The sequence below is a fragment of the Pseudomonas sp. Os17 genome, assembly GCF_001547895.1.
Lineage (GTDB): Bacteria > Pseudomonadota > Gammaproteobacteria > Pseudomonadales > Pseudomonadaceae > Aquipseudomonas.
Genome location: NZ_AP014627.1, coordinates 963,415 through 984,698, shown reverse-complemented (window position 1 = coordinate 984,698; position 21,284 = coordinate 963,415). Strand labels below are relative to the sequence as shown.

15 protein-coding genes and 1 pseudogene are annotated in these 21,284 nt (G+C 64.2%); 6 read left to right on the top strand and 10 right to left on the bottom strand.

Annotated elements, in window-relative coordinates; genetic code table 11:
• Positions 1–64: 64 nt before the first annotated feature.
• Positions 65–826, bottom strand: a complete 762-nt coding sequence (locus POS17_RS04350; RefSeq protein ID WP_060837511.1) for a tetratricopeptide repeat protein — start codon at positions 824–826, stop codon at positions 65–67.
• A 3-nt stretch (positions 827–829) separates the two neighbouring features.
• Positions 830–1,510, bottom strand: a complete 681-nt coding sequence (locus tag POS17_RS04345; RefSeq protein ID WP_060837510.1) for a Fe2+-dependent dioxygenase — start codon at positions 1,508–1,510, stop codon at positions 830–832.
• Positions 1,511–1,717: 207 nt separating this feature from the next.
• Between POS17_RS04345 and POS17_RS04340 the strand changes: the two genes are divergently transcribed.
• Positions 1,718–3,973, top strand: coding sequence for a TonB-dependent receptor (locus POS17_RS04340; RefSeq protein ID WP_060837509.1), 2,256 nt, complete (start codon positions 1,718–1,720; stop codon positions 3,971–3,973).
• Between the two features lie 156 nt (positions 3,974–4,129).
• Complete coding sequence (locus tag POS17_RS04335) at positions 4,130–6,661, top strand: PepSY domain-containing protein (RefSeq protein WP_060837508.1); 2,532 nt, start codon at positions 4,130–4,132, stop codon at positions 6,659–6,661.
• A gap of 379 nt (positions 6,662–7,040) precedes the next feature.
• On the opposite strand, the gene POS17_RS04330 is transcribed toward POS17_RS04335, so the two are convergent.
• Entirely contained in the window at positions 7,041–8,582 is a 1,542-nt protein-coding gene (locus tag POS17_RS04330) for an alkaline phosphatase D family protein (RefSeq protein ID WP_060837507.1), read from the bottom strand.
• A 230-nt stretch (positions 8,583–8,812) separates the two neighbouring features.
• Between POS17_RS04330 and POS17_RS04325 the strand changes: the two genes are divergently transcribed.
• Both POS17_RS04325 and POS17_RS04320 read left to right on the top strand, forming a co-directional pair.
• Positions 8,813–9,592, top strand: coding sequence for an SDR family NAD(P)-dependent oxidoreductase (locus POS17_RS04325; protein ID WP_060837506.1), 780 nt, complete (start codon positions 8,813–8,815; stop codon positions 9,590–9,592).
• A 55-nt stretch (positions 9,593–9,647) separates the two neighbouring features.
• On the top strand, positions 9,648–10,280 hold the full coding sequence (locus POS17_RS04320) for a LysE family transporter (RefSeq protein WP_060837505.1): 633 nt from the start codon (positions 9,648–9,650) through the stop codon (positions 10,278–10,280).
• A gap of 66 nt (positions 10,281–10,346) precedes the next feature.
• Here POS17_RS04320 and POS17_RS04315 read toward each other — a convergent pair whose 3' ends face one another.
• The 4 genes from POS17_RS04315 to ptsP form a co-directional block, all read right to left on the bottom strand.
• Positions 10,347–10,685 (bottom strand): hypothetical protein, encoded by a 339-nt coding sequence (locus POS17_RS04315; protein WP_060837504.1) that lies wholly within the window; start codon positions 10,683–10,685, stop codon positions 10,347–10,349.
• 675 nt (positions 10,686–11,360) lie between these two features.
• The gene (locus tag POS17_RS04310) at positions 11,361–13,103 is read right to left on the bottom strand and encodes a PTS fructose-like transporter subunit IIB (RefSeq protein WP_060837503.1); all 1,743 of its coding nucleotides are present in this window, start codon (positions 13,101–13,103) and stop codon (positions 11,361–11,363) included.
• Positions 13,104–13,114: 11 nt separating this feature from the next.
• Positions 13,115–14,056 (bottom strand): 1-phosphofructokinase, encoded by a 942-nt coding sequence (gene pfkB / locus POS17_RS04305; protein WP_060837502.1) that lies wholly within the window; start codon positions 14,054–14,056, stop codon positions 13,115–13,117.
• Positions 14,056–16,917: a phosphoenolpyruvate--protein phosphotransferase gene (ptsP, locus tag POS17_RS04300; protein WP_060837501.1), complete on the bottom strand. Its 2,862-nt coding sequence runs from the start codon at positions 16,915–16,917 to the stop codon at positions 14,056–14,058. Before ptsP ends, pfkB begins: the two co-directional genes overlap by 1 nt.
• A gap of 302 nt (positions 16,918–17,219) precedes the next feature.
• On the opposite strand from ptsP, the gene cra reads away from it, so the two are divergent.
• The gene (gene cra / locus POS17_RS04295) at positions 17,220–18,215 is read left to right on the top strand and encodes a catabolite repressor/activator (RefSeq protein ID WP_060837500.1); all 996 of its coding nucleotides are present in this window, start codon (positions 17,220–17,222) and stop codon (positions 18,213–18,215) included.
• A gap of 4 nt (positions 18,216–18,219) precedes the next feature.
• On the top strand, positions 18,220–19,011 hold the full coding sequence (locus tag POS17_RS04290; protein WP_060837499.1) for a TatD family hydrolase: 792 nt from the start codon (positions 18,220–18,222) through the stop codon (positions 19,009–19,011).
• Here POS17_RS04290 and POS17_RS04285 read toward each other — a convergent pair.
• The 3 genes and pseudogenes from POS17_RS04285 to POS17_RS32615 all read right to left on the bottom strand — a co-directional run.
• Positions 18,997–19,368 carry a hypothetical protein gene (locus POS17_RS04285; RefSeq protein ID WP_060837498.1) on the bottom strand — a complete coding sequence of 124 codons (372 nt, stop codon included), beginning with the start codon at positions 19,366–19,368 and terminating at the stop codon, positions 18,997–18,999. The genes POS17_RS04290 and POS17_RS04285 overlap by 15 nt on opposite strands.
• A gap of 196 nt (positions 19,369–19,564) precedes the next feature.
• Positions 19,565–20,269, bottom strand: coding sequence for a methyl-accepting chemotaxis protein (locus POS17_RS32620; RefSeq protein WP_430523205.1), 705 nt, complete (start codon positions 20,267–20,269; stop codon positions 19,565–19,567).
• A gap of 153 nt (positions 20,270–20,422) precedes the next feature.
• Positions 20,423–20,626 (bottom strand): annotated as a pseudogene (locus POS17_RS32615) (HAMP domain-containing protein); the annotation flags it as partial.
• Positions 20,627–21,284: the final 658 nt, after the last annotated feature.

The window sequence follows — 21,284 nt, the reverse complement described above, 5'->3', positions numbered from 1 at the left end:
CGCGAAACGCAGACGCCCCATTGCCTGGGTCTGCCCCCTTCGCAGACAAGCCTGCGCCTCCAGGTCATTGCGGTGCGTCACCCAGCTCCACCGCCCGCTGCTGATAAGCCTGGGCCAGTTGGCGAATCTCGGGATGCGTGGCATTAAGCAACTCGGCGCAAGCCACCCGCAGGAAGTTCAGATTGCCGCCGACCAGGGCGCGCTTCAGCCAATCCACCGCTTCGTCGATCCGCCCGGCATCGGCCAGCACCGCCGCATAGCTGAACTGTCCGCGAAAGTCTCCACCCTCGGCCGAACGCCGGTACCAGTCCCGGGCCGCCTCGGGGTCGGCCGGACAGACCAGCCCTTCCTCCAGGTAACGCCCCAGCAGGTTCATCGATTTGGCATGGCCAAGGTCTGCCGCACGGCGGTAGCAGGCCAGGGCCAGGGCATGGTTCTGCGCCACGCCACGGCCAGTGGCCAGCAGGTTGGCGTAGTTGTACAGGCCCCAGTCCAGCCCCGCTTCGGCGGCCAATCGATAATGCCCGGCAGCGCGGGCGGCATCGGCCGGGCAGCCCCAGCCATGTTCATGGCAGCGCCCGAGCATGTTGCGGGCCATCAGGTGCCCGCCTTGGGCGGCGATGTCGAACCAGCGCAAGGCCAGGGCCTGGTCCTGCTGGATGCCGTGGCCGTCGAGGAGGATCTGCCCCAGCAGCGCCTGGGCCTCCACCAGGCCCTCGCCAGCAGCCACCAGGATCGCCTGGGCCGCGCGGGACGGGCTTTGCTGGAGCATGGCGCTCAGTTGCGCGCCGTCGAGGACTTCCTTGCGGCGAAGTTGAACAGTCACCGCCTACACCTCGACCCAGCGCCGCAGCAGGTTGTGATAGGTGCCGGTCAGGCGGATCAGCGAAGGATGCTCGGGCACGTCCCGGGTCAGTTCCTGGATCGCCCCGTCCATCTCGAACAGCAAGGCGCGCTGGCTGTCCTCGCGCACCAGGCTCTGGGTCCAGAAGAACGAGGCGTAGCGAGCGCCACGGGTCACCGGGTTGACCTTGTGCAGGCTGGTGCCGGGGTACAGCACCATGTCCCCCGCCGGCAGCTTGACCCGCTGCAGGCCGTAGGTGTCCTGGATCTCCAGTTCCCCCCCGTCATAGTCCTCGGGGTCGCTGAAGAACAGGGTCGACGACAGGTCGGTGCGCACCCGCTCCGCGCTGCCCTTGGGCTGGCGCACGGCGTTGTCGATATGGAAGTCGAAACTGCCGCCGGCGGTGTAGCAGTTGATCAGCGGCGGGAACACCTTGTGCGGCAAGGCGGCGGACATGAACAGCGGGTTCTGCCACAGGCGCTCGAGCATCGCCGCGCCGATCTCCTGGGCCAGCGGATGCCCTTCGGGCAACTGCAGGTTGTGCTTGGCCTTGGCCGACTGGTAACCGGCAGTGATCTTGCCATCCGCCCAGTCCGCCTGCTCCAGGGCTTCTCGGATACGCCCCACTTCATCACGGGTGAACACGCCGGGGATGTGCAGCAACATGGCCAGGTACCTGAGCAGCGAAAGGTCGTCAATGATATTGATTCTTATTGACTGTGTAAAACCCGGTGACGAATGAGAACGCAAAAACCGTAAGGATAAATTGTAAAGATTGTAAATTCAGTGCGAATAGTAACGTTTCGCAATTGATAACGATTGTTTCTTTCCCCTATATTCCGCGACCTCAAATCCTTGGGGAGGGAAACCACCATGTCACGCCAACAACCACCATCCGCTGTCAGTTCACCGCGCCTGCTGGCCTCCGCCATTGGCGTGGCGATTACCGCCGGCTCCGCGGGCCATATGGTTCAGGCCGCCGAAGACACCCAGCAAAAGACCGCGGGCAAGGCCATTGCCCTGGATGCCACCAGCATTAGTGGTGAGGCCCAGGAGCAGACGTCTTACAAGGTCGACACCTCCTCGTCGAAAAAATACACCGCCCCACTTCGGGAAACGCCGAAAAGCGTGACGGTGATTCCCCAGCAAGTGATGCGGGACACTGCGGCCACCAGCCTGGTGGATGCCCTGCGCACCACGCCCGGGATTACCTTCGGGGCCGGTGAAGGCGGCAACCCGGCCGGTGACCGCCCGATCATTCGCGGCTTCAACGCCGAAAGCGACGTGTTCATCGACGGCATGCGTGATCCGGCCTCGCAAAGCCGGGAGATCTTCAACGTCGAGTCCATCGAAGTCAGCAAGGGCCCAGGCTCGGCCTTTACCGGCGCCGGCTCCACCGGCGGCAGCCTGAACCTGATCTCCAAGACCGCCAAGCTGGGCAACTCCTACAACGGGGGGTTCACCTGGGGCTCTGACCAGACCAAACGCACCACCCTGGACCTCAACCAGCAGATGACCGACAGTTCGGCCTTTCGCCTGAACCTGATGAAGCACGAGGCCAACGTGGCCGGTCGCGACGCCGTGGAAGTCAGCCGCTGGGGCGTGGCGCCCTCCTTCGCCTTCGGCCTGGGTACCGACACTCGGGTCACCGTGGGCTACTACCACCTCAACACCGATGACATTCCGGACTACGGCATCCCGCTGACCAACAGCGGCACCCGCCGCAGCAAGTACAACGTCGACAAACCTGTCAGCGTCAATCGTGACAACTTCTACGGCCTCACCGGCCGCGACTACCGCAAGACCAGCGAAGACAGCGGCACGATCAAGATCGAACACGACCTGAACGACAACCTGACCCTGTCCAACAGCTTCCGCCTGTCGCGCTCGACCCTGGACTACGTCGTCACCAACCCGGACGACAGCCGTGGCAACGTGGCCAATGGCACCGTCTACCGCAGCCCGAAAAGCCGCAACTCGACCTCCAAGGGCTGGACCAACCAGACCGACCTGAGCGCCAAGTTCGACACCGGTTTCATCGAGCACAGCCTGGTGACCGGTATCGAGTTCTCCTACGTGGATACCCACAACCGTGCCTACGACGTGACCTCGGCGGTCAACGGCAGCACCTGTAACGCGGCCCTGATCGCCAACGGCGACTGCACCAGCCTCAACAACCCGACGCCGGGCGCCGGCTGGAACGGCACCATCAAGGACAGCGCGGCCTACACCGATACCGACACCAAGACCGCTGCGGCCTACGTGTTCGACACCCTGAAGTTCAATGAGCAATGGTCGTTGAACCTGGGCCTGCGTTTCGACGATTACCAGACCCGTTCCAGCGGCTACGCCACCCGTGCCCCAGTGGGCGAGTTCGCCCGCGAAAACAACTCGCAGCTGTGGAACTACCAGATCGGCGTGGTCTACAAACCGCTGCCCAACGGCAGCGTCTACGCGGCCTACTCCACCTCCAGCAACCCGGCAGGTGAAACCAGCGGCAACGGTGGACTGGACCTGGCGGCGAACAACAGCAGCCTGGCCCCGGAAAAGAACCGCAACTATGAAGTGGGCACCAAGTGGGACTTCTTCGATGACGATCTGTCGTTGACCGCCGCCCTGTTCCGCACCGAGAAAACCAATGCGCGGATCAACGATCCGGATGGCGGCGCCACCCAGGTGCTGGACGGCGAACAACGGGTCAATGGCCTGGAGCTGACCTATAGCGGCAAGCTGACCCGCAACTGGAAGGTCTACGGCGGCTACACCTACATGGAAAGCGAAGTGGTGAAAACCACCCTGGCGGCGGACGAGGGCAACCACACCCCGAGCACGCCACGGAACAACTTCACCCTGTGGTCGACCTATGACCTGATCCCGGAACGCCTCACTGTCGGTGCCGGCGCCACCTTCGTCGATTCCCAGTTCGGCAACATCGCCAACTCGGTGGAAATACCGTCCTACTGGCGCTACGACGCCATGGCCAGCTACAAGCTGACCAAGAACGTCGACCTGCAACTCAACGTGCAGAACCTGACCGACAAGCGTTACTTCGATCAGGTCTTCCAGACCCATTACGCCCACGTGGCCGCCGGCCGTACCGCGCTGATGAGTGCCAACTTCCACTTCTGATCCAGCGCAACACCCACCTGTGGCCCCGGCTACAGGCGCCCAAGCCCCACGCATCCGAATGCCTGGGGCTTTTGCGTGTAAAAACGAATGCTTCTCGACAACCCACGGCATACTGCGCGCCGTGTTTCACCTCTCTGGACGTACAAGGCGGTCGACGTGTTGAAGAAAACCCTGTTCCAGCTGCACTGGTTCTTCGGCATCAGCGCGGGGCTGATCCTGGCCCTGATGGGCATCACCGGGGCGACGGTGTCGTTCCAGGACGAGATCCTGCGCGCCCTCAACCCATCGGTGCTGCAAGTCGACAAGCTCCCCGCCGGGGCGCTGCCGCCCGCCGAACTGGTGGAGAAAATCCAGGCCGCCGAAGGCCAGACCGTGTCCATGCTCTGGGTGGAAACCGACAGCGGCAACGCCGCGCGGGTGTTCTTCACCCCGCCGCCGGGCGAACGCCGTGGCCAGATGCGCTACTTCGACCCCTACACCGGCGAGCTCCTGGGTGACGCGGTCGGCCAGGACTTCTTCGGCCTCATGCTGCAACTGCACCGTTTCCTGGCCATCGGCGACACCGGCCGGCAGATCACCGGCGCCTGCACCCTGATCCTGATCTTCTTCTGCCTGTCCGGGCTGTACCTGCGCTGGCCGCGCCAGGTCGGCAACTGGCGGGTATGGCTGACCCTGGACTGGGCCAAGAAAGGCCGCGGTTTCAACTGGGACCTGCACGCGGTGTTCGGCACCTGGTGCCTGTTGTTTTACCTCTTGTTCGCCCTCACCGGCCTGTACTGGTCCTACGACTGGTACCGGGAAGGCCTGACCAAGCTGCTCTCCGACGCGCCACACAGTGAGCGCCAGCGCGGCGGTCGCGGCGGCCCACCGCCCAAGGGCCCGGCCCCGGTGGCGGACTACAACGCCCTGTGGAGCAGCCTCTACAGCGCCGCCGGCAAGGACCTCAGCGCCTACAACATCCGCATGCCCGCCGTGGCCGGCCAACCGGCGACAGTGTTCTACCTGCTCAAGGACTCGCCCCACGATCGCGCCCTGAACCAGCTGACCCTGGATCCCGTCACCGGGGTCATCAGTCGCCACCAGCGCTACGCCGAGCAGAGCGTCAAGGCGCAACTGCTCACCAGCGTCTACGCCCTGCACGTGGGCAGCTACTTCGGCCTGATCGGGCGCATCGCCCTGACCCTGGCCTCACTGAGCATGCCGCTGTTCTTCGTCACCGGCTGGCTGCTGTACCTGGATCGCCGGCGCAAGAAGCGCCAGATCAAGGACGCACGCCAGGGCCTGGCAAACCCCGTCGACGACGGCTCGGCGTGGCTGATCGGCTTCGCCAGCCAGAGCGGTTTTGCCGAACAACTGGCCTGGCAGACCGCCGGGCAACTGCAGACTGCGGGGATCGCCGCCCGGGTCCTGCCCCTGGGCGATCTCGGTGAGCAGGACCTGCGTGGCGCCCAGCGTGCGCTGTTCGTGGTCAGCACCTTTGGCGACGGCGAAGCCCCGGACAGCGCACGCGGCTTCGAGCGCAAACTGCTGGGCCGCGAGCTGTCGCTGCCCGGGCTGCACTACGCGGTACTCGGCCTGGGCGACCGCCAGTACCTGCACTTCTGCGGTTTTGCCCGGCGCCTGCATGACTGGCTGGCGAACCAGGGCGCCAGCACTCTGTTCGCCCCTATCGAAGTGGACAGCGGCGACAGCTACGCCCTGCGCCACTGGCAGCAACAACTGGGACAACTCATCGGCCATGCGCCGGTGGATCTGTGGCGGGCCCCAGCGTTCGACAACTGGACCTTGAAAAGCCGCAGCCTGCTCAATCCTGAGAGCAGCGGCTCCGGGGTCTACCTGCTGCAACTGCTGGCCCCCAGCGCCAGCAGCTGGCTGGCCGGGGATCTGGTGGAAGTCATGCCGCGCAACAGCCGTGGCGCAGTGGCGGACTTCCTCGCGGGCCTGGGCCTCTCCGGCAGCACCCCGGTGCAACTGGACGGCCTGCAGGAAAGCCTCGAACAAGCCCTGGGCAGCCGCCAGCTTCCGGAAAACCGCGCCCATTTGATCGGCCTGCACGCCCAGGCCCTGGTGGATGCCCTGGTGCCCTTGAACATGCGCGAGTACTCCATCGCCTCGATTGCCGCCGATGGCTGCCTGGAATTGCTGGTGCGCCAGGAATGCCGCCCCGATGGCAGCCTGGGGATTGGCTCCGGCTGGCTCACCGAACACGCGGCGGTGGGTTCGAGCATCAGCCTGCGGGTACGGCGCAACAGCGGCTTCCACCTGCCGGCCGAACCCTGCCCGCTGATTCTGCTGGGCAACGGCACCGGCCTGGCCGGCTTGCGCAGCCTGCTCAAGGCACGCATAGCCGAGGGCCAGCAACGCAACTGGCTGATCTTTGGCGAGCGCAATGCCGAGCATGACTTCTACTGCAAGGACGAACTGCAGGAATGGCGCACCCGCGGCGACCTGAGCCGCCTGGACCTGGCGTTCTCCCGGGACCAGGCCCAGAAGGTCTACGTCCAGGACCGCCTGCGCCAAGCGGCCGACGAACTGAAGAAATGGCTGGCCGACGGCGCCGCGATCTACATCTGCGGCAGCTTGCAGGGCATGGCGTCGGGGGTGGATCAAGTGCTCAACGAGGTACTGGGCGCAGACCAGGTCGAACGCTTGATCGAACAGGGGCGCTACCGCCGCGACGTTTACTGAGGCGTCAGACGCTTCGCCGGCAAGCCGGCTCCTACACCAATCCTGTGGCCCCCTCCTGCGTAGGAGCTGGCTTGCCAGCGAAGGTGCCCGTCAGAACAGCGCAGGGCTCAAGGCCCTCTTCGCCGGCAAGCCGGCTCCTACACCACTCCTGCAGCCCCCTCCTGCGTAGGAGCTGGCTTGCCAGCGAAGGCACCCGTCAAAACAGCGCAAGGCTCAAGGGCCTCTTCGCCGGCAAGCCGGCTCCTACACCAATCCTGTGGCCCCACTCCTGCGTAGGAGCTGGCTTGCCAGCGAAGGCGCCCGTCAGAACGGCGCAAGGCTCAAGGGCCTCTTCGCCGGCAAGCCGGCTCCTACGGGACGGGGGGGCTGGCGAGGAGGGTTACACCGGTTGAAGGTTGTGTTCGTACACCGCCACGCCATCCAGGTCCCGCAGGATCACCTTCAGCTCCGCCGTCTGCCCGTCGATCTGCACTTCGCCAAAGAACTGAAAACCGGCAAAGGGCGAGGTGTTCTGCGCGGGTGGCGCCTTCTGGAACACCACTTCCGGGCCGAAGGTCTTGTCCAGCACATTGGGCCCGAAACTCCCGGCATTCAGGGGGCCGGCAACAAACTCCCAGAACGGCTCGAAATCCTGGAACGCCGCGCGATCCGGGTGGTAATGGTGAGCCGCACAGTAATGCACGTCCGCCGTCAGCCACACATGGTTGCGAACCTGATGCTTGCGCAGATGCGCCAGCAATTCGGCAATCTCCAGCTCACGCCCCTGGGCCGGTCCCGGGTCGCCGTTGGCAATCGCCTCCCAGCGCGCCACGCCCGGGCTGACCTCGCCATCCGGTACACCCAGGCCAATGGGCATGTCCGCCGCCACCACTTTCCACTGGGCCTGCGAATCCTTGAGTTCACGCTTCAACCAATCCAGCTGCTCGCGGCCCAGGAAGGGCTTCTCGCCACCAAGGTTGTCATCGTTGGCCCCGCGATAACTGCGCATGTCCAGCACGAACACATCCAGCAGCGGCCCATAGCTGAGCTTGCGGTAAATCCGCCCGCCGCCATCGGCGCTCTGCCGACGCATCGGCGCATACTCAAGCCACGCCTGCCGCGCGCGGCCCACCAGGGTCTGGATGTCCTTGACCGCGTAGCGCTCGTCCAACTGCTTGCCGGGCGACCAGTTGTTGACCACCTCGTGGTCGTCCCACTGCCAGATCTGCGGCACCTCGGCGTTGAAGCGACGCAGGTTGTCGTCCATCAGGTTGTAGCGGTAATTGCCCCGATATTCATCGAGGGTTTCAGCCACCTTGCTCTTGGCCTCGGTGGTGATATTGCGCCAGACGCGCCCGTCCTCCACGGTCAACTGCGCCGGCACCGGGCCGTCGGCGTAAATGGTGTCGCCGCTGTGGATAAAGAAGTCCGGCAAACGCAGGCGCATGGCCTCATAAATGCGCATGCCACCGATGTCCGGGTTGATGCCGAAGCCCTGGCCCACCGTGTCGCCGCTCCAGACAAAACGGATGTCCCGGCGTTGCGACGGCGCACTGCGCAAATGGCCGAACCACGGCTCACTGGCCACACCGGATTGCGCATCCTCGAAGGTCACCCGATAGAAGATCGCCTGATCGGCCGGCAACCCGGTCAACTCCACCCGCGCCGTGAAGTCGGTCCGCGCATCGGCCAGGGGCGAGATGAAACGCCGAGGGTTGCTGAACATGCTTCGCGTGTCCCACTCCACCACCATCCGCGCCGGTCGATCGCTGCGGCTCCAGATCATCGCCTTATCCCCCAGCAGATCCCCGGACTGCACCCCATCGGTGAGCTGCGGCCGATCCTTGACCGACGCAATCACCGCCGGCGCCAGACTCGGCAGCAACAGCCCCGCCCCGGCGATTTGCATGATCCGACGACGGCCGAGGTTGATCTCGCTCATGGTGACTCCCTGACAATGGTCAAAAGGCAACCTTAGTCAGCGGGGATGAAGGGGGTGTGACAGGGGACTTGGAACCAGCCGCCTTTAACCTGCTGCCCTGCCGTGCAACACAACAAGAACAATCATTGGCAGCATCTGAAAAATCAGTTCTACATCAAGTTTGATCCTACCTACCCAAAACAACCGAAACGCTAAGCTCGCCCGTTCCGATATAAGCAACCGAGCCGAACATGAATAATAAAAAAAGAATATTAGTAACCGGTGGCGGAAAAGGAATTGGCGAAAAAGTGATTCGCCTATTGGTAAGCAAGGGCTACGAAACGCATTTCACCTACTGCCGATCCAAAGCCAGCGCAGAAAAACTATGCCGCGAGTTCCCCAACAAGGTGTTCGCTCACTATTTGAATATGGCAGACCCCAACTCCATCAACACTGGCGGTTTTAGTGAGATACCCGATTGGTACGGCATTGTCTTCAATGCGGGAGTGGGCTCCGCCAGCGTCACCGGCTATGCCAATAACCCTGATACCTCTGAAGATCAGTTAGATGAGGCGATGTTGAAAATCAATGCCTTGGGGCCCCTCTCCCTGTATCGGCGACTCAAGCCCAACCTGATCAAAAACAACCACGCAAAGATAATTTTCATTTCATCGGTGGGAGGAGGCATCGCCGCATTTCCCGGCTTTCGCTACAGCGACGGAATGAGCAAGGCGGCCCTGAGCTATCTGGCCAAACAGATAGCCACGGAGAACACGGACTCTGGCATCGATGTGTTCACCCTCTGCCCTGGAGCGACCGAAACATCGATGTTTAAGGCCAGTACCCTGAATAAACTGAGCCCGTCGGAACGAGCCCTCTTTGTCCAAAAACTCCCTAAAAGGCGTCTTATCCAGCCTGAGGAAATAGCCCACTGGGTCGCCAAACTATTAGAACCTGAATCCACCGTATTGCATGGTTGCGTCATCGATGCCTCTGCCGGACTGGGCATACGCCCCAGTCACATGGACTGACCCCAGCAATTGTAATACCGACCAACTGAATAACAGCCAAACACCGGAGGTTAACGTGGAAGCTGAAACATGGATCACTTACTTAATAGCCTGCATCTTCATCTGTATCTCTCCAGGCAGCGGTGCCGTTCTGGCGATGAGTCATGGCACTCTTCTTGGCTGGCGCCGGACCTTCTTCACCATTGCCGGCCTGGAAACCGGTGGCGCGCTCATACTCTTGTTGGCAGGAGTGGGAGTGGGCTCTCTATTACTGGCCTCCGGATTCTGGTTCGGCGTGATCAAAGTCATTGGCGCCCTCTACTTGATCTGGCTCGGACTCGTTCAATGGCGCAGTGCAAGAACTCAAAGCCAGGCTGAAGCAGGACACTTCAGCGTCCCGACCACCCGACTCTTCCTGACCGGATTTGCAACTAACGTATCCAACCCCAAAGGCATTGTTTTCATGGTGGCCATCCTGCCCCAGTTCATAAACCAGACACTGCCCTTAGTCCCTCAACTTGCACTCATGGCCGTGACCATGACCCTGGTGGATACGCTGGTGATGACAACCTACGCCTACAGCGCCAACCGACTGCAACACTACCTGCGCAGCCCATCGGCCCTGAGCATTCAGAGCCGATTCTTTGGCGGCGTACTGATGACCATGGGTGCAGCCTTGCTCATGGTGAAAAACCAGGCCGTCGATTGACTGCCCCCCTCTGAACCTGATGGCAAGGGAGCCGGAGCCCCTTGCCAAACGGGCGGAAAATCTCGACTACGAAACCGAGCGATTGCCATCAAGCAAGGCATCGACCACGCCACGGGCCATTTCCACCGAATGCACCAGGGACCAGATCAGGCCACGCTCGATGCCGCTGGCCTGCTCGGTGATCTCGTCGGACACCTCCTCGGCCGCCTTGAGCAACATGGACACGTGGAGCAAGGCTTCCTCGGCACTGATACCGGGGCGCACGATGAAGGGGGAACCAGCGCCAATGGGCGTGCTGACCGTTTCTCTAAGGGCTTTGAGCACTGCGTGGTTGGCAGCATCGTGCTTGAAATCGCATAAACGACGAGCACGCGAGATATGAGAGGTCGAATTTGAACGTTTCATGAAGCTCCTCCGAATGAATGGAGTCGCCATAACCTATCAGAACAAGTAGAAACTCCACTGACTGGGTACGGGACCGAAATCCCTGAACTCAGGCTGCTAACCCCGGACACTAAACTGCAGTGACGTCCCGAAGACTAGCCAGCAAATTATGCAGTCACAAGCGCCTAAGAACGTCTCCTACCAACCTTACAAAAGAAAGAGATTTTCCCGACTTGCATCGCTGACAAATGCCTTCGGAAACCTCAACACCCAACGCCAGCTTCTCGGTCGTTCGCAGCCTGCGGCAGCGACTACAGCAGCCCCTCCCCAAACGCCCCCATCGCCCAAACGCGCCGGCCGGTAGGCCGCGCCAAACGGCTTTTGCTCTTGATCCACCCGCCCCCTTCGGCAGGCCGAGTGGAGGTGTTTATCAGGGGATTGGCGCGCAGCGCCCCTCGACGCAGTCGAGGACATCGCTGGAAGCGATGCCCCCTGATAAGCACCGGAGGGAGGGAACCTGAGCGCAGCGAAGGCCGTACGCGGGGGCAAGCCCTTTTGGTTCCTTTTGTGGCGTTTGACAAAAGGGACTCGCCGTAAGGGCGAAACCGCCAGCCGACGTTACCGCAGCAACGGATATGCACTCCGTACCGATGCACCAGGCCGGCTTCAAGGCCGCCTTCGCCGGCAAGCCGGCTCCTACGAAGACGCAGGTTGCAGGGCCAGCTCCACCGCCTCAGGCCGCTTCACCACCGCATACACCACCGCCGTCAGCAGACTCCCCGCAACAATCGCCAGCAGGTACAGCAGCGCATGATTGATCGCATTCGGAATCAGCATGACAAACAGGCCGCCATGGGGCGCCATCAGTTTGCAGCCGAAGTACATCGACAAGGCCCCGGTCAGGGCGCCGCCAGCAATGCTCGCCGGGATCACTCGCAGCGGGTCCTTGGCGGCAAACGGAATCGCCCCTTCGGAGATAAAGCACAACCCCAGCACCAGCGCCGCCTTGCCGGCTTCGCGTTCGGTCTGGGCAAATTTGCGTCGGGCAATGAGGGTGGCAATCCCTAAGCCAATCGGCGGCACCATGCCCGCGGCCATGGTCGCGGCCATCGGTGCATAACTCTGGGACGCCAGCAGCCCCACCGAGAACGCGTAGGCCGCCTTGTTGATTGGCCCGCCCAGGTCGACGCACATCATCCCGCCCAGCAGTACCCCCAGCAGAATGGCGTTGGTGGTGCCCATGCTGTCGAGGAAATGGGTCAGGGCTTCGAGCATGCCCGCCACCGGTTTGCCCACCACGTAGATCATCACCAGCCCGGTGAACAGGCTGGCCAGCAGCGGGATGATCAGGATCGGTTTCAACGCCTCCAGGCTTTGCGGCAGTCGCACATATTGGCTGATTGCCTTGGCCGCATAACCGGCCAGGAAGCCGGCGACGATGCCGCCGATAAAACCCGCGCCCAGGGTGCTGGCGAGCATGCCGCCGATCATTCCCGGCGCCAGACCCGGGCGGTCGGCGATGGAGTAGGCGATGTAACCGGCCAGCAGCGGCACCATCAACTTGAAGGCGGTCTCGCCGCCGATCTGCATCAAGGCCGCGGCCAAGGTGCCCTGCTCCTTGAAGGCGGTGATGCCGAAGACGAAGGACAGGGCAATCATCAGGCCGCCCGCCACCACCATCGGCAGCATGAACGACACGCCAGTCAGCAGGTGTTTGTAGACCCCGGTCTTTTCCTGCTTGGCCGGTGCCGCGGCGCCTGGCGCGGTGGACTCCAGCTGGCCCTCGGCCAGGGCCTTGTTCAGAGTGGCCTCGGACTGTTTGAGGGCCACGCCGGTGCCGCAGCGGTAGATGCGCTTGCCGGCAAAACGCTCGGTGGCCACTTCGATGTCCGCCGCCAGCAGCACCACGTCGGCGGCAGCGATGGCTTCGGCGCTCAGCGGGTTGCGGGCGCCCACCGAGCCCTGGGTTTCCACTTGCAGGTCGTAGCCCAGGCGCTTGGCGGTCTGCTGCAAGGCCTCGGCGGCCATGAAGGTGTGGGCCACGCCGGTCGGGCAGGCAGTGATCGCCACCAGGCGCGGCGCGCGTTTGCCCGCCTCGACCACAGGCTCGGCACTGGCCTCGGTGGCGACATGGATCTGAGCCTCTTCGGCGCCGCGACGCAGCACCGCATCGACGTCCTGCAGGGCCTGGGACGGGGTGCTGCGATACACCCGCTTGCCGACAAAACGCGACAGGTCCACAGGCCCGGTGCTGACCACCAGCACCCACTCGGCAGCCTCAAGGGTGGCCGCTGACAGTTGGCGTTCGGGGTGTGCGTCATCGTGCACTTCCACGCTGGTGCTCCAGCCCTGGCGCTGGGCCGCGGCGTCCAGCAGGCGGGCGCAGAGTACGCTGGTGACCATGCCGTTGGGGCAGGCGGTAATAATGGCTAACTTCATACGCAACCCTCTTATTGTTCTAGGAGGGGGTGCACGCGCACCCCCTGCTCCAGCCGGGCCAGTTGGGCCCTGTCGCTGATGCCAAAACCGATCTGGGTCACGGCCATGGCGGCAATCGCCGTGGCGGTGCGCAGGGTCTGTTCTAACGGCTGGGCGCCGAGCAGGCCGTGGAGCATGCCCGCCAGCAGCGAGTCGCCGGCGCCCACGGTGCTGACCACGCTGACCTTGGGCGGAAAGGCCTGCAGGGACGGCGCGGCGCTGAACCAGTTGACGCCCTCGGCACCGTGGGAGATCACCACGTGCTCGACGCCTTGGGCCAGCAGAAGGCGCGCCGCCTCGGCCTGCACCGCCACGCCAAGCACCGGGCTGCCGAGGACGTCCGCCAGTTCCTCAGTGTTGGGCTTGATCAGCCAGGGCCCCGCCGCCAGACCGGCGCGCAGAGCGGCGCCGCTGGTGTCGAGGGCGACCTTCAGGCCCAGGCTTTTCAGGCGCAGCAACAGCGCCTGGAACCATTCGGGGCTGATCCCTCGCGGCAGGCTGCCGGCCACCACCACCGCGTCATGCCCGGGGGCGATCTGGTCCAGGCGCTCCAGCAAGGCCTGTTGCGCCGCCTCGCTGACCTCGGGCCCGAGGCCATTGATATCGGTGATGCGCCCGTCGTCTTCGGCCAGCTTGATGTTGCTGCGGGTATCGCCAGGCACGCGGATAAAGGCATCGACAAAGCCGCGCTGGGCGAACAACGCGTCAAACGCCTGTGGATTGTTTTCCCCGAGAAAGCCACTGACGGTCAGTTGATGGCCGAGGTCGGCCAGCACCTGGGCCACGTTCAGGCCCTTGCCTGCCGCGTGGCTGTGCAGGGCGTTGCTGCGGTTGACTTCCCCGACCTCCAGGCGGGCCAGCTGCACCGTCAGGTCCAGCGCCGGGTTGAGGGTCAGGGTGAGAATCTTTGCCATTACATGGCCTCCACTAGGGCACGCACCTCGTGGGCGCTGCCGACGGCCAAAGCCTGTTGAGCAAGGGTTTGCGCCTGGGTCAGGCTGAGCTCGCGAATCCGCGCCTTGACCTCGGCGATGCTGCGTCCGGAGACGCTCAGTTCATCCACCCCCAGGCCCACCAGCACCGGCACCGCCAGCGGGTCGGCCGCCAGCTCGCCGCAGACCCCGACCCACTTGCCGTGGGCATGGGCGGCGCGCACGGTGATGTCGATCAGTTGCAGCACCGCCGGGTGCAGGCCGTCGGCCTGGGCGGACAGGCTCGGGTGGCCACGGTCGATGGCCAGGGTGTATTGGGTCAGGTCGTTGGTGCCGACGCTGAAGAAGTCCACTTCCTTGGCCAGCACCGGCGCCAGCAGGGCGGCGGACGGCACTTCGATCATGATCCCCAGTTGCAGGTCGGCCACCGGGATTTCCCGGCGCAGGCGCTCGGTCATGTCCCGGGCCTGACGCCATTCTTCGACGCTGCCGACCATGGGGAACATGATCCGCAACGGGCGGTTGTCCGCCGAGCGCAGCAGCGCACGCAATTGCGCTTCCATAATGAGCGGCCGCTGCAGGGTCAGGCGGATGCCGCGCACGCCGAGGAAGGGGTTTTCTTCCTTGGCGATCGGCCAGTAAGGCAGCGGTTTGTCGCCGCCCACGTCCAGGGTGCGCACCACCAGCGGACGCCCGGCAAGGCCGTCGAGCACACGGCGGTATTCGGCTTCCTGGGTGGCTTCGTCCGGGGCCTGGGGATGGGCCATGAAGATCAGTTCGGTGCGCAGCAGGCCGATGCCTTCGGCGCCGTTTTCCACGGCGGCGGCGACACCGGCGCTTTCGCCGATGTTGGCGAACACCTCCACCGCATGACCATCCGTGGTGCGGGCCTGTTGATGGCGTTGCTCGGCGGCGGCCTTGAGGCGTTGCTCGCGGGTGTCACGTTCCTCGGCGGCCCGCTGCAGGGTGTGGCTGTCGGCGTCGACATGCAGGCGGCCGCGCTGGCCGTCCAGCAGCAGGGGCGTGCCGGGCTTGATCAGCAACACGCTGGCGCCCGCGCCCACCAGGGCCGGAATGCCCAGGGCCCGGGCGACGATGGCGCTGTGGGCGGTGGCGCCGCCGCGGGCGGTGAGAATGCCGGCGACGCGAGCCGGGTCCAGGCGCGCGACGTCCGAGGGACCGACTTCGTCCATCACCAGGATGTAGGGCTGGTCCGGTTCGGCCGGGGTTTCGATGCCGCACAGTTGCGCCAGCACCCGACGGCCGATGTCCCGCAGGTCGGCGGCGCGTTCGGCGAGCAAGGCATCCTGCAGGGCTTCCTGCTGCTTGGCGGCGGTTTCGATCACGGTCATCCACGCCGCTTCCGCGCTTTCACCCTGCTTGAGGCGGGTGTCCACTTCGTCGGCCAGCTCGGGGTCGTCAAGCATTTCCTGGTGGGTGATGAAGATCTCGCGAATGGCCTTGGCCTTGCTGCGCTGGACCAGCCCATCGATGTCCTGGCGCACGTCGGCCAGGGCCTGCTGCAGGCGCTGGCGCTCGATGGCGGTGGACTCGCCCCGCAGCGGGTAGTCGATGGCTTGCTGGACCTGGATGTGGGCCGGGCCGATGGCGATGCCGGGAGCGGCGGCGATGGCCTGGATCAGGCTGCCGGAAGCCGGGGCGCAGATCGGCACCACGACTTCCTGCGGCTCTTCCCGGGGGGCGCTGGCCGCCGGCAGGGGCTCGACGGCTTCGCCGAGGCCGGCTTCGATGGCCGCCAGCAGGGCCGGCAAGGCATCGGCGGCAATGCTCGGTTCCGCGATCAGCTCCAGCACCTGGCCGCGTCGGGCACCCAGGCTCAGCAGCTTGCTCAGGCTTTTCACCGAGACCGCCGAAGCCGCGCTATCGGCGATACGGATGCGGATCTCACCCTCGAAATTCTTCGCCAACTGCGCCAGCTCCTTGGCCGGGCGCGCATGCAGGCCGTGGGCATTGGCCAGGGCAATGCGGGCGCAGGGCCAGTCCGCGGGCAACTCGCCGCCGAGCACTTCCAGTACCGCGCGACTGCTGGTGGCGCGGCCCAATTCCTGGCCACGGCCCTCGATCAGCAGCGCACACAGGCGCTCCAGCAGGGCTTGATGGGCTTCCCCAAGGCTGGCCAGGCAGAACAGACCGCTCAGGGGCTGGCCCAGGTAGCGGATGGGTTTGTCCGGGGTGACGAACGCCAGCCCGGGGCGCAACACGGTCTGCTCGCTGTGCAACCACCACAGGCCGTCGCCCAGGGGCAGCGCATCCACCTGTTGCAGCACCGCGGCAAAGCCGTTGCTCACGCACTCGGCCTGGCGCAGCAGGCGGGCGCCGCGCCAGACCAGTTCTTCGAAATCTTCCGCCGCCACCCCGAGGCCGATCATCTGCGCGTCCAGCGCCAGCTCCTGGGGCGCCCCCTGCAACAGCTTGAGCAGGGCCTCCGGGGAGCTGGCGCGACGCAGGGCCTGGCCCAGGTCGGTTTCTCCCAGGGCCCGGGTCAGCAGTTGCAGCAGGCGCAGGTGCTCGTCGGATTTGGCCGCGATGCCGATGGCCAGGTAGACGATCTGCCCGTCGCCCCAGTCCACACCGTCGGGAAACTGCAGCAGGCGCACGCCGGTGGCAAATACCTGATCGCGGGTTTCCGGGGTGCCGTGGGGGATGGCGATGCCTTGGCCGAGAAAGGTCGAGCCCTGGGCTTCGCGGGCCTTGAGGCCGGCCAGGTAACCCTCGGCCACCAGGCCGTCAGCCACCAGTTTATCGGCCAGCAAATGCAGCGCCGCGGACTTATCCACAGCCGTTTGGCCCATGGATATCTGCTCTACAGTGAGCTCGAGCATGGCTTCTCCTATTTAGCGCGGCAGGTGGCGGCGCTAGGTATTGTTTTAAGTAAGCAGCGTAGGCGTGTTTATGGCCACAAACGGGACTTGTTACCGAGCAGAGGTGTTTTTCCGCTTATGATCTAGCCTAGAAAATACGCCTGCTGAAACGTTTAATCTAGCAAGTTTGCTAAGTTACTCGATAATCTCGGCGCCTAGAAGTCCTTCCGCTCGATGGCCGGTTCCGACGTTGGTCGCCTGCCCAGATCAGGTAGGATTGGCGAAAATGTCGGGGCAAGCACCAAAAACAAGGAAATCCCGGGTTGAAACTCAGTGATATCGCTCGCCTGGCCGGTGTGTCCGTTACCACCGCCAGTTACGTCATCAACGGCAAGGCCGAACAACAACGCATCAGCAACGCCACCGTGGAACGGGTGCGCGCGGTGGTGGAAGAACATGGCTTTACCCCCAACCCCCAGGCCGCCGGCTTGCGTAGCCGGCACACCCGGACCCTGGGGTTCATTCTTCCGGACCTGGAAAACCCCAGCTACGCGCGCATCGCCAAGCTGCTGGAGCAAGGCGCCCGGGCCCGGGGCTATCAATTGCTGATCGCCAGCTCCGACGACGCACCGGACAGCGAGCGGCAATTGCTCCAGCTGTTTCGCGCGCGGCGTTGCGATGCGCTGTTCGTCGCCAGCTGCCTGCCAGCCGAAGACGACAGCTATGAGCAATTGCAGGCCCAGGGCCTGCCGATCATCGCCATCGACCGGGTGATGCCGGCGCAGCAGTTCTGCTCGGTGATCAGCGACGACCTGCAAGCCAGCCTGCAACTGACCCAGAGCCTGCTTGAGCCCGAGCCCAAGCAGATCGTGCTGATCGGCGCCCGCCCGGAACTGAGCATCAGCCAGGAGCGCGCCGCCGGTTTCCGCCAGGCCCTGCAAGGCTTTGCCGGTGAGGTACTGATCGAGCATGGCGAAGCCTTCAGCCGTGAGTGCGGCCGGCAGTTGATGGAGGAGTTGCTGCAGCGCCTGGGCCACCTGCCGGATGCCCTGGTGACCACCTCTTATGTGCTGCTGCAGGGGGTGTTCGATGCCCTGCATGATTTCCCGCTCAAATCCCGACCGCTGCGCCTGGGAACCTTCGGCGACACCCAGTTGCTGGATTTTCTGCCGCTGCCGGTCAACGCCATGGCCCAGCAGCATCAACTGATTGCCGAAAAAGCCCTGCAACTGGCCCTGGCAGCGATTGAAGAAGGGCATTACCAACCCGGCGTCCAGGCCATCGCCCGGACCTTCAAACAGCGTATCCGGCAGGATTGATACCGTGGAGCTGATCGACAGCCACACCCATCTGGATTTTCCGGATTTCGACGACGACCGTGAGGCGCTGCTGGCCGACAGCCGCGCCCGGGGCGTTTTGCGAATGGTGGTGCTGGGGGTCTATCAGGCCAATTGGCAACGGGTCTGGGACCTGGTGCAGAAGGACCCACAGTTGTACGCCGCCTTTGGCCTGCACCCGGTCTATCTGGACGCTCATCAGCCCGCCGACCTCCAGCAACTGGGGGACTGGCTGACGCGGCTGGCGGGGCATCCCCAGCTGTGCGCGGTGGGCGAGATCGGCCTGGATTACTTTCTGGAACAACTGGACCGCGAGCGCCAGCAATCGCTGTTCGAGGCCCAGTTGCAGCTGGCGGCGGACTTTCACTTGCCCGCCCTGCTGCACGTGCGGCGCAGTCACGCAGCGGTGATCGCCACCTTGAAGCGCTTCAAGCTCAAGCGCGGCGGCATCATCCACGCCTTTGCCGGCAGCCGCGAGGAAGCCCGGGAATACCTCAAGCTCGGTTTCAAGCTGGGCTTGGGCGGCGCCGCCACCTGGCCCCAGGCCCTGCGCTTGCGCAAGGTGATCGCCGAGTTGCCCCTGGACTCTGTGGTGCTGGAAACCGACTCGCCGGACATGGCCCCCGCCATGTTTCCCGGCCAGCGCAACAGCCCGCAGCATTTACCCGCCATTTGCGCCGCCCTGGCGCAGATCATCGGCATCGCTCCCGAGCAACTGGCCAGCGCCAGCACCCGCAATGCCTGCGAACTGTTCGGCTGGCCTTCAGCCGGCCTGTAGCTGCAAGGGTCGGCGCAATCGCCGCCGGGCAATGCCCATCACCAGCAGGTAGCCCAGCAGCATCAGCGCCGAAAGGCTCAATTGCTGGGTCAGGCTGACCAGTCCCAGCCACTCCAGTACCAGGGTCACCAACAGCAGCGTGGCGCACAGCACGATCATCAGCGCCCGCAGCCCGGCCAGGCCGCCGAAGCTTTTCAGGCGCTTGATCTGCACCGGGCAACTGAGCTTCAGGGGCTTGTGGCAATGGTTGCAGTTGAAGGGTTCCTGCAACGCCATGGCGTTGAGTTGCCAGGGTTCAAGATCAAGAAGGGTCTGGCAATGGGCGCAGCGGCCGCGGATTCCAGAAGTGACAGTCATCAGCACATGTCCTCAGGGCCATGGGAGGGTCATGGCCGACGGGGCGAGTCGCCCGACGTGGGACGCTCAAAAAAACAGACGCGCAGGAAAACAGGAAATCCGCCTAAGACAAAGACTTTAATTACTACAGTTTGTATGCGAGACGGCGGAGCACCTTTGGACAAGGCGCCCCGCCGACACTCGTTGCCGGCCGCGTCTAGACCCGGAAGGCGCCGATCAGTTGCTTGAGCTGCATCACTTGGGCCGAGAGCTGACGGCTGGCGTCTTCGGTCTGGTGCGCGCCCTCGGCGGTACGTTCGCCGGCGCGGTTGATCTCGACGATGTTCTGGTCGATGTCGTGGGCCACCGAGGTCTGCTGCTCCACGGCGGCGGCAATCTGCTGGTTCTGGTCGACGATCATGCCCACCGCGCCGAGGATGTTTTCCAGGGCCTGCTGGACCTTTTCCGACTGATCGACCGTACCGTTGGCCATGGCGTGGCTGCTGCCCATGGCCTTGACCGCCGCGCTGACACCGCCATGCAGCTTGCCGATCATCTCCTCGATTTCCTCGGTGGACTGCTGGGTGCGCTTGGCCAGGGTCCGCACTTCATCGGCCACCACGGCAAAGCCCCGGCCCTGCTCGCCGGCACGCGCGGCCTCGATGGCCGCATTGAGCGCCAGCAGGTTGGTCTGCTCGGCAATGCTCTTGATCACTTCCAGCACCCGGCTGATGGACTGGCTGTCGCTGGCCAGCTGGTTGATCACCAGCACCGACTGATCGATCTCGCTGGCAAGGCGAACGATGCTGCCCTGCTGCGACTCCACCAGGCCACGGCCGCTGATGGTTTCGTCGTTGACGCTGTGGGCGCTGCTGACCGCCGCCGCCGCGCTGCGGGCCACTTCCTGGGAGGTGGCGGACATCTGGTTCATGGCCGTGGCCACTTGTTCGATCTGACTGCGCTGACCGGCCACCGCCTGGTTGCTCTGGGCCGAGACGCTTTCCACTTGCCCGGCCTGGCGTTCGACTTCGCTGACGGTATGGCCGACCCGTTCGATCAGGTCGTGGATCTTGCGCACCGTGCCGTTGAACACACTGCCCAGCTCGCCCAGCTCATCACGGCTGTGGGCGGTGAAGGTGACGGTCATGTCCCCCGCCGCCACCTTGTCCATCATCGCCCCCAGGCGCCGCAAGGTGGTGCGGGTCGAGGCGTAGAAACCGCCGTACAGATAGACGATCGAGAGGAACACCAGGGCCAGGGCGGCCACCAGCAGCACCATGTGGCTGCGGTTCTGCGCCAGGCGTTTTTGCAGCTCGACATCGAGGAATTTCAGGGTGCCTTCGTTGAGTTGATAGGTCTGTGCCATCAGGCCGCTGATCTGGTCGTAGAAACCCTGCCAGGGGGCATCCAGGGTATCGGCCATCACCACCTGCTCCTCGAACAGTTCACTGGCCTGCTTGAGGCTGCTCTTGCTGGCGCTGGCCAGGCTGTCCAGGGCGTCGTGGGCGGCACGGCTCGAACCCAGGGCGTCCTGCAGCTTGAGCCCGTACTCGGCCTGGAGCTTTTCGATCTGCACCAGCAGTTCGTCGAAGCGGGTGCTGGATGATGAGTTGAGAAAACCCTGGCCCAGGGAATAGGCGCCCATGGCCCGGCCCTCGCCGAGGGTTTGGGTCACTTGCGGGGTGATGCTGGTGATCAGGTCGCTGAGCTGGCGGATGTCGCCCTGGCCATCGCGGCTCAGGCCCGACTGGCTGGCGATGATCTGGCTGAACAACTGTGCGCTGCCCAGGAGCTTGCCGATCAGTCCGCTCTTGTTCAGCAGCGAGCTTTCCGTCTGCTGGGCCTTGAAGGCCGCCACCAGTTCATCGCGCTTGGCGTTGAACACCTCGACCTGCTGCGGATCGACGGTGACCGCCTGCAGGGCCTGCAGGCGGTCC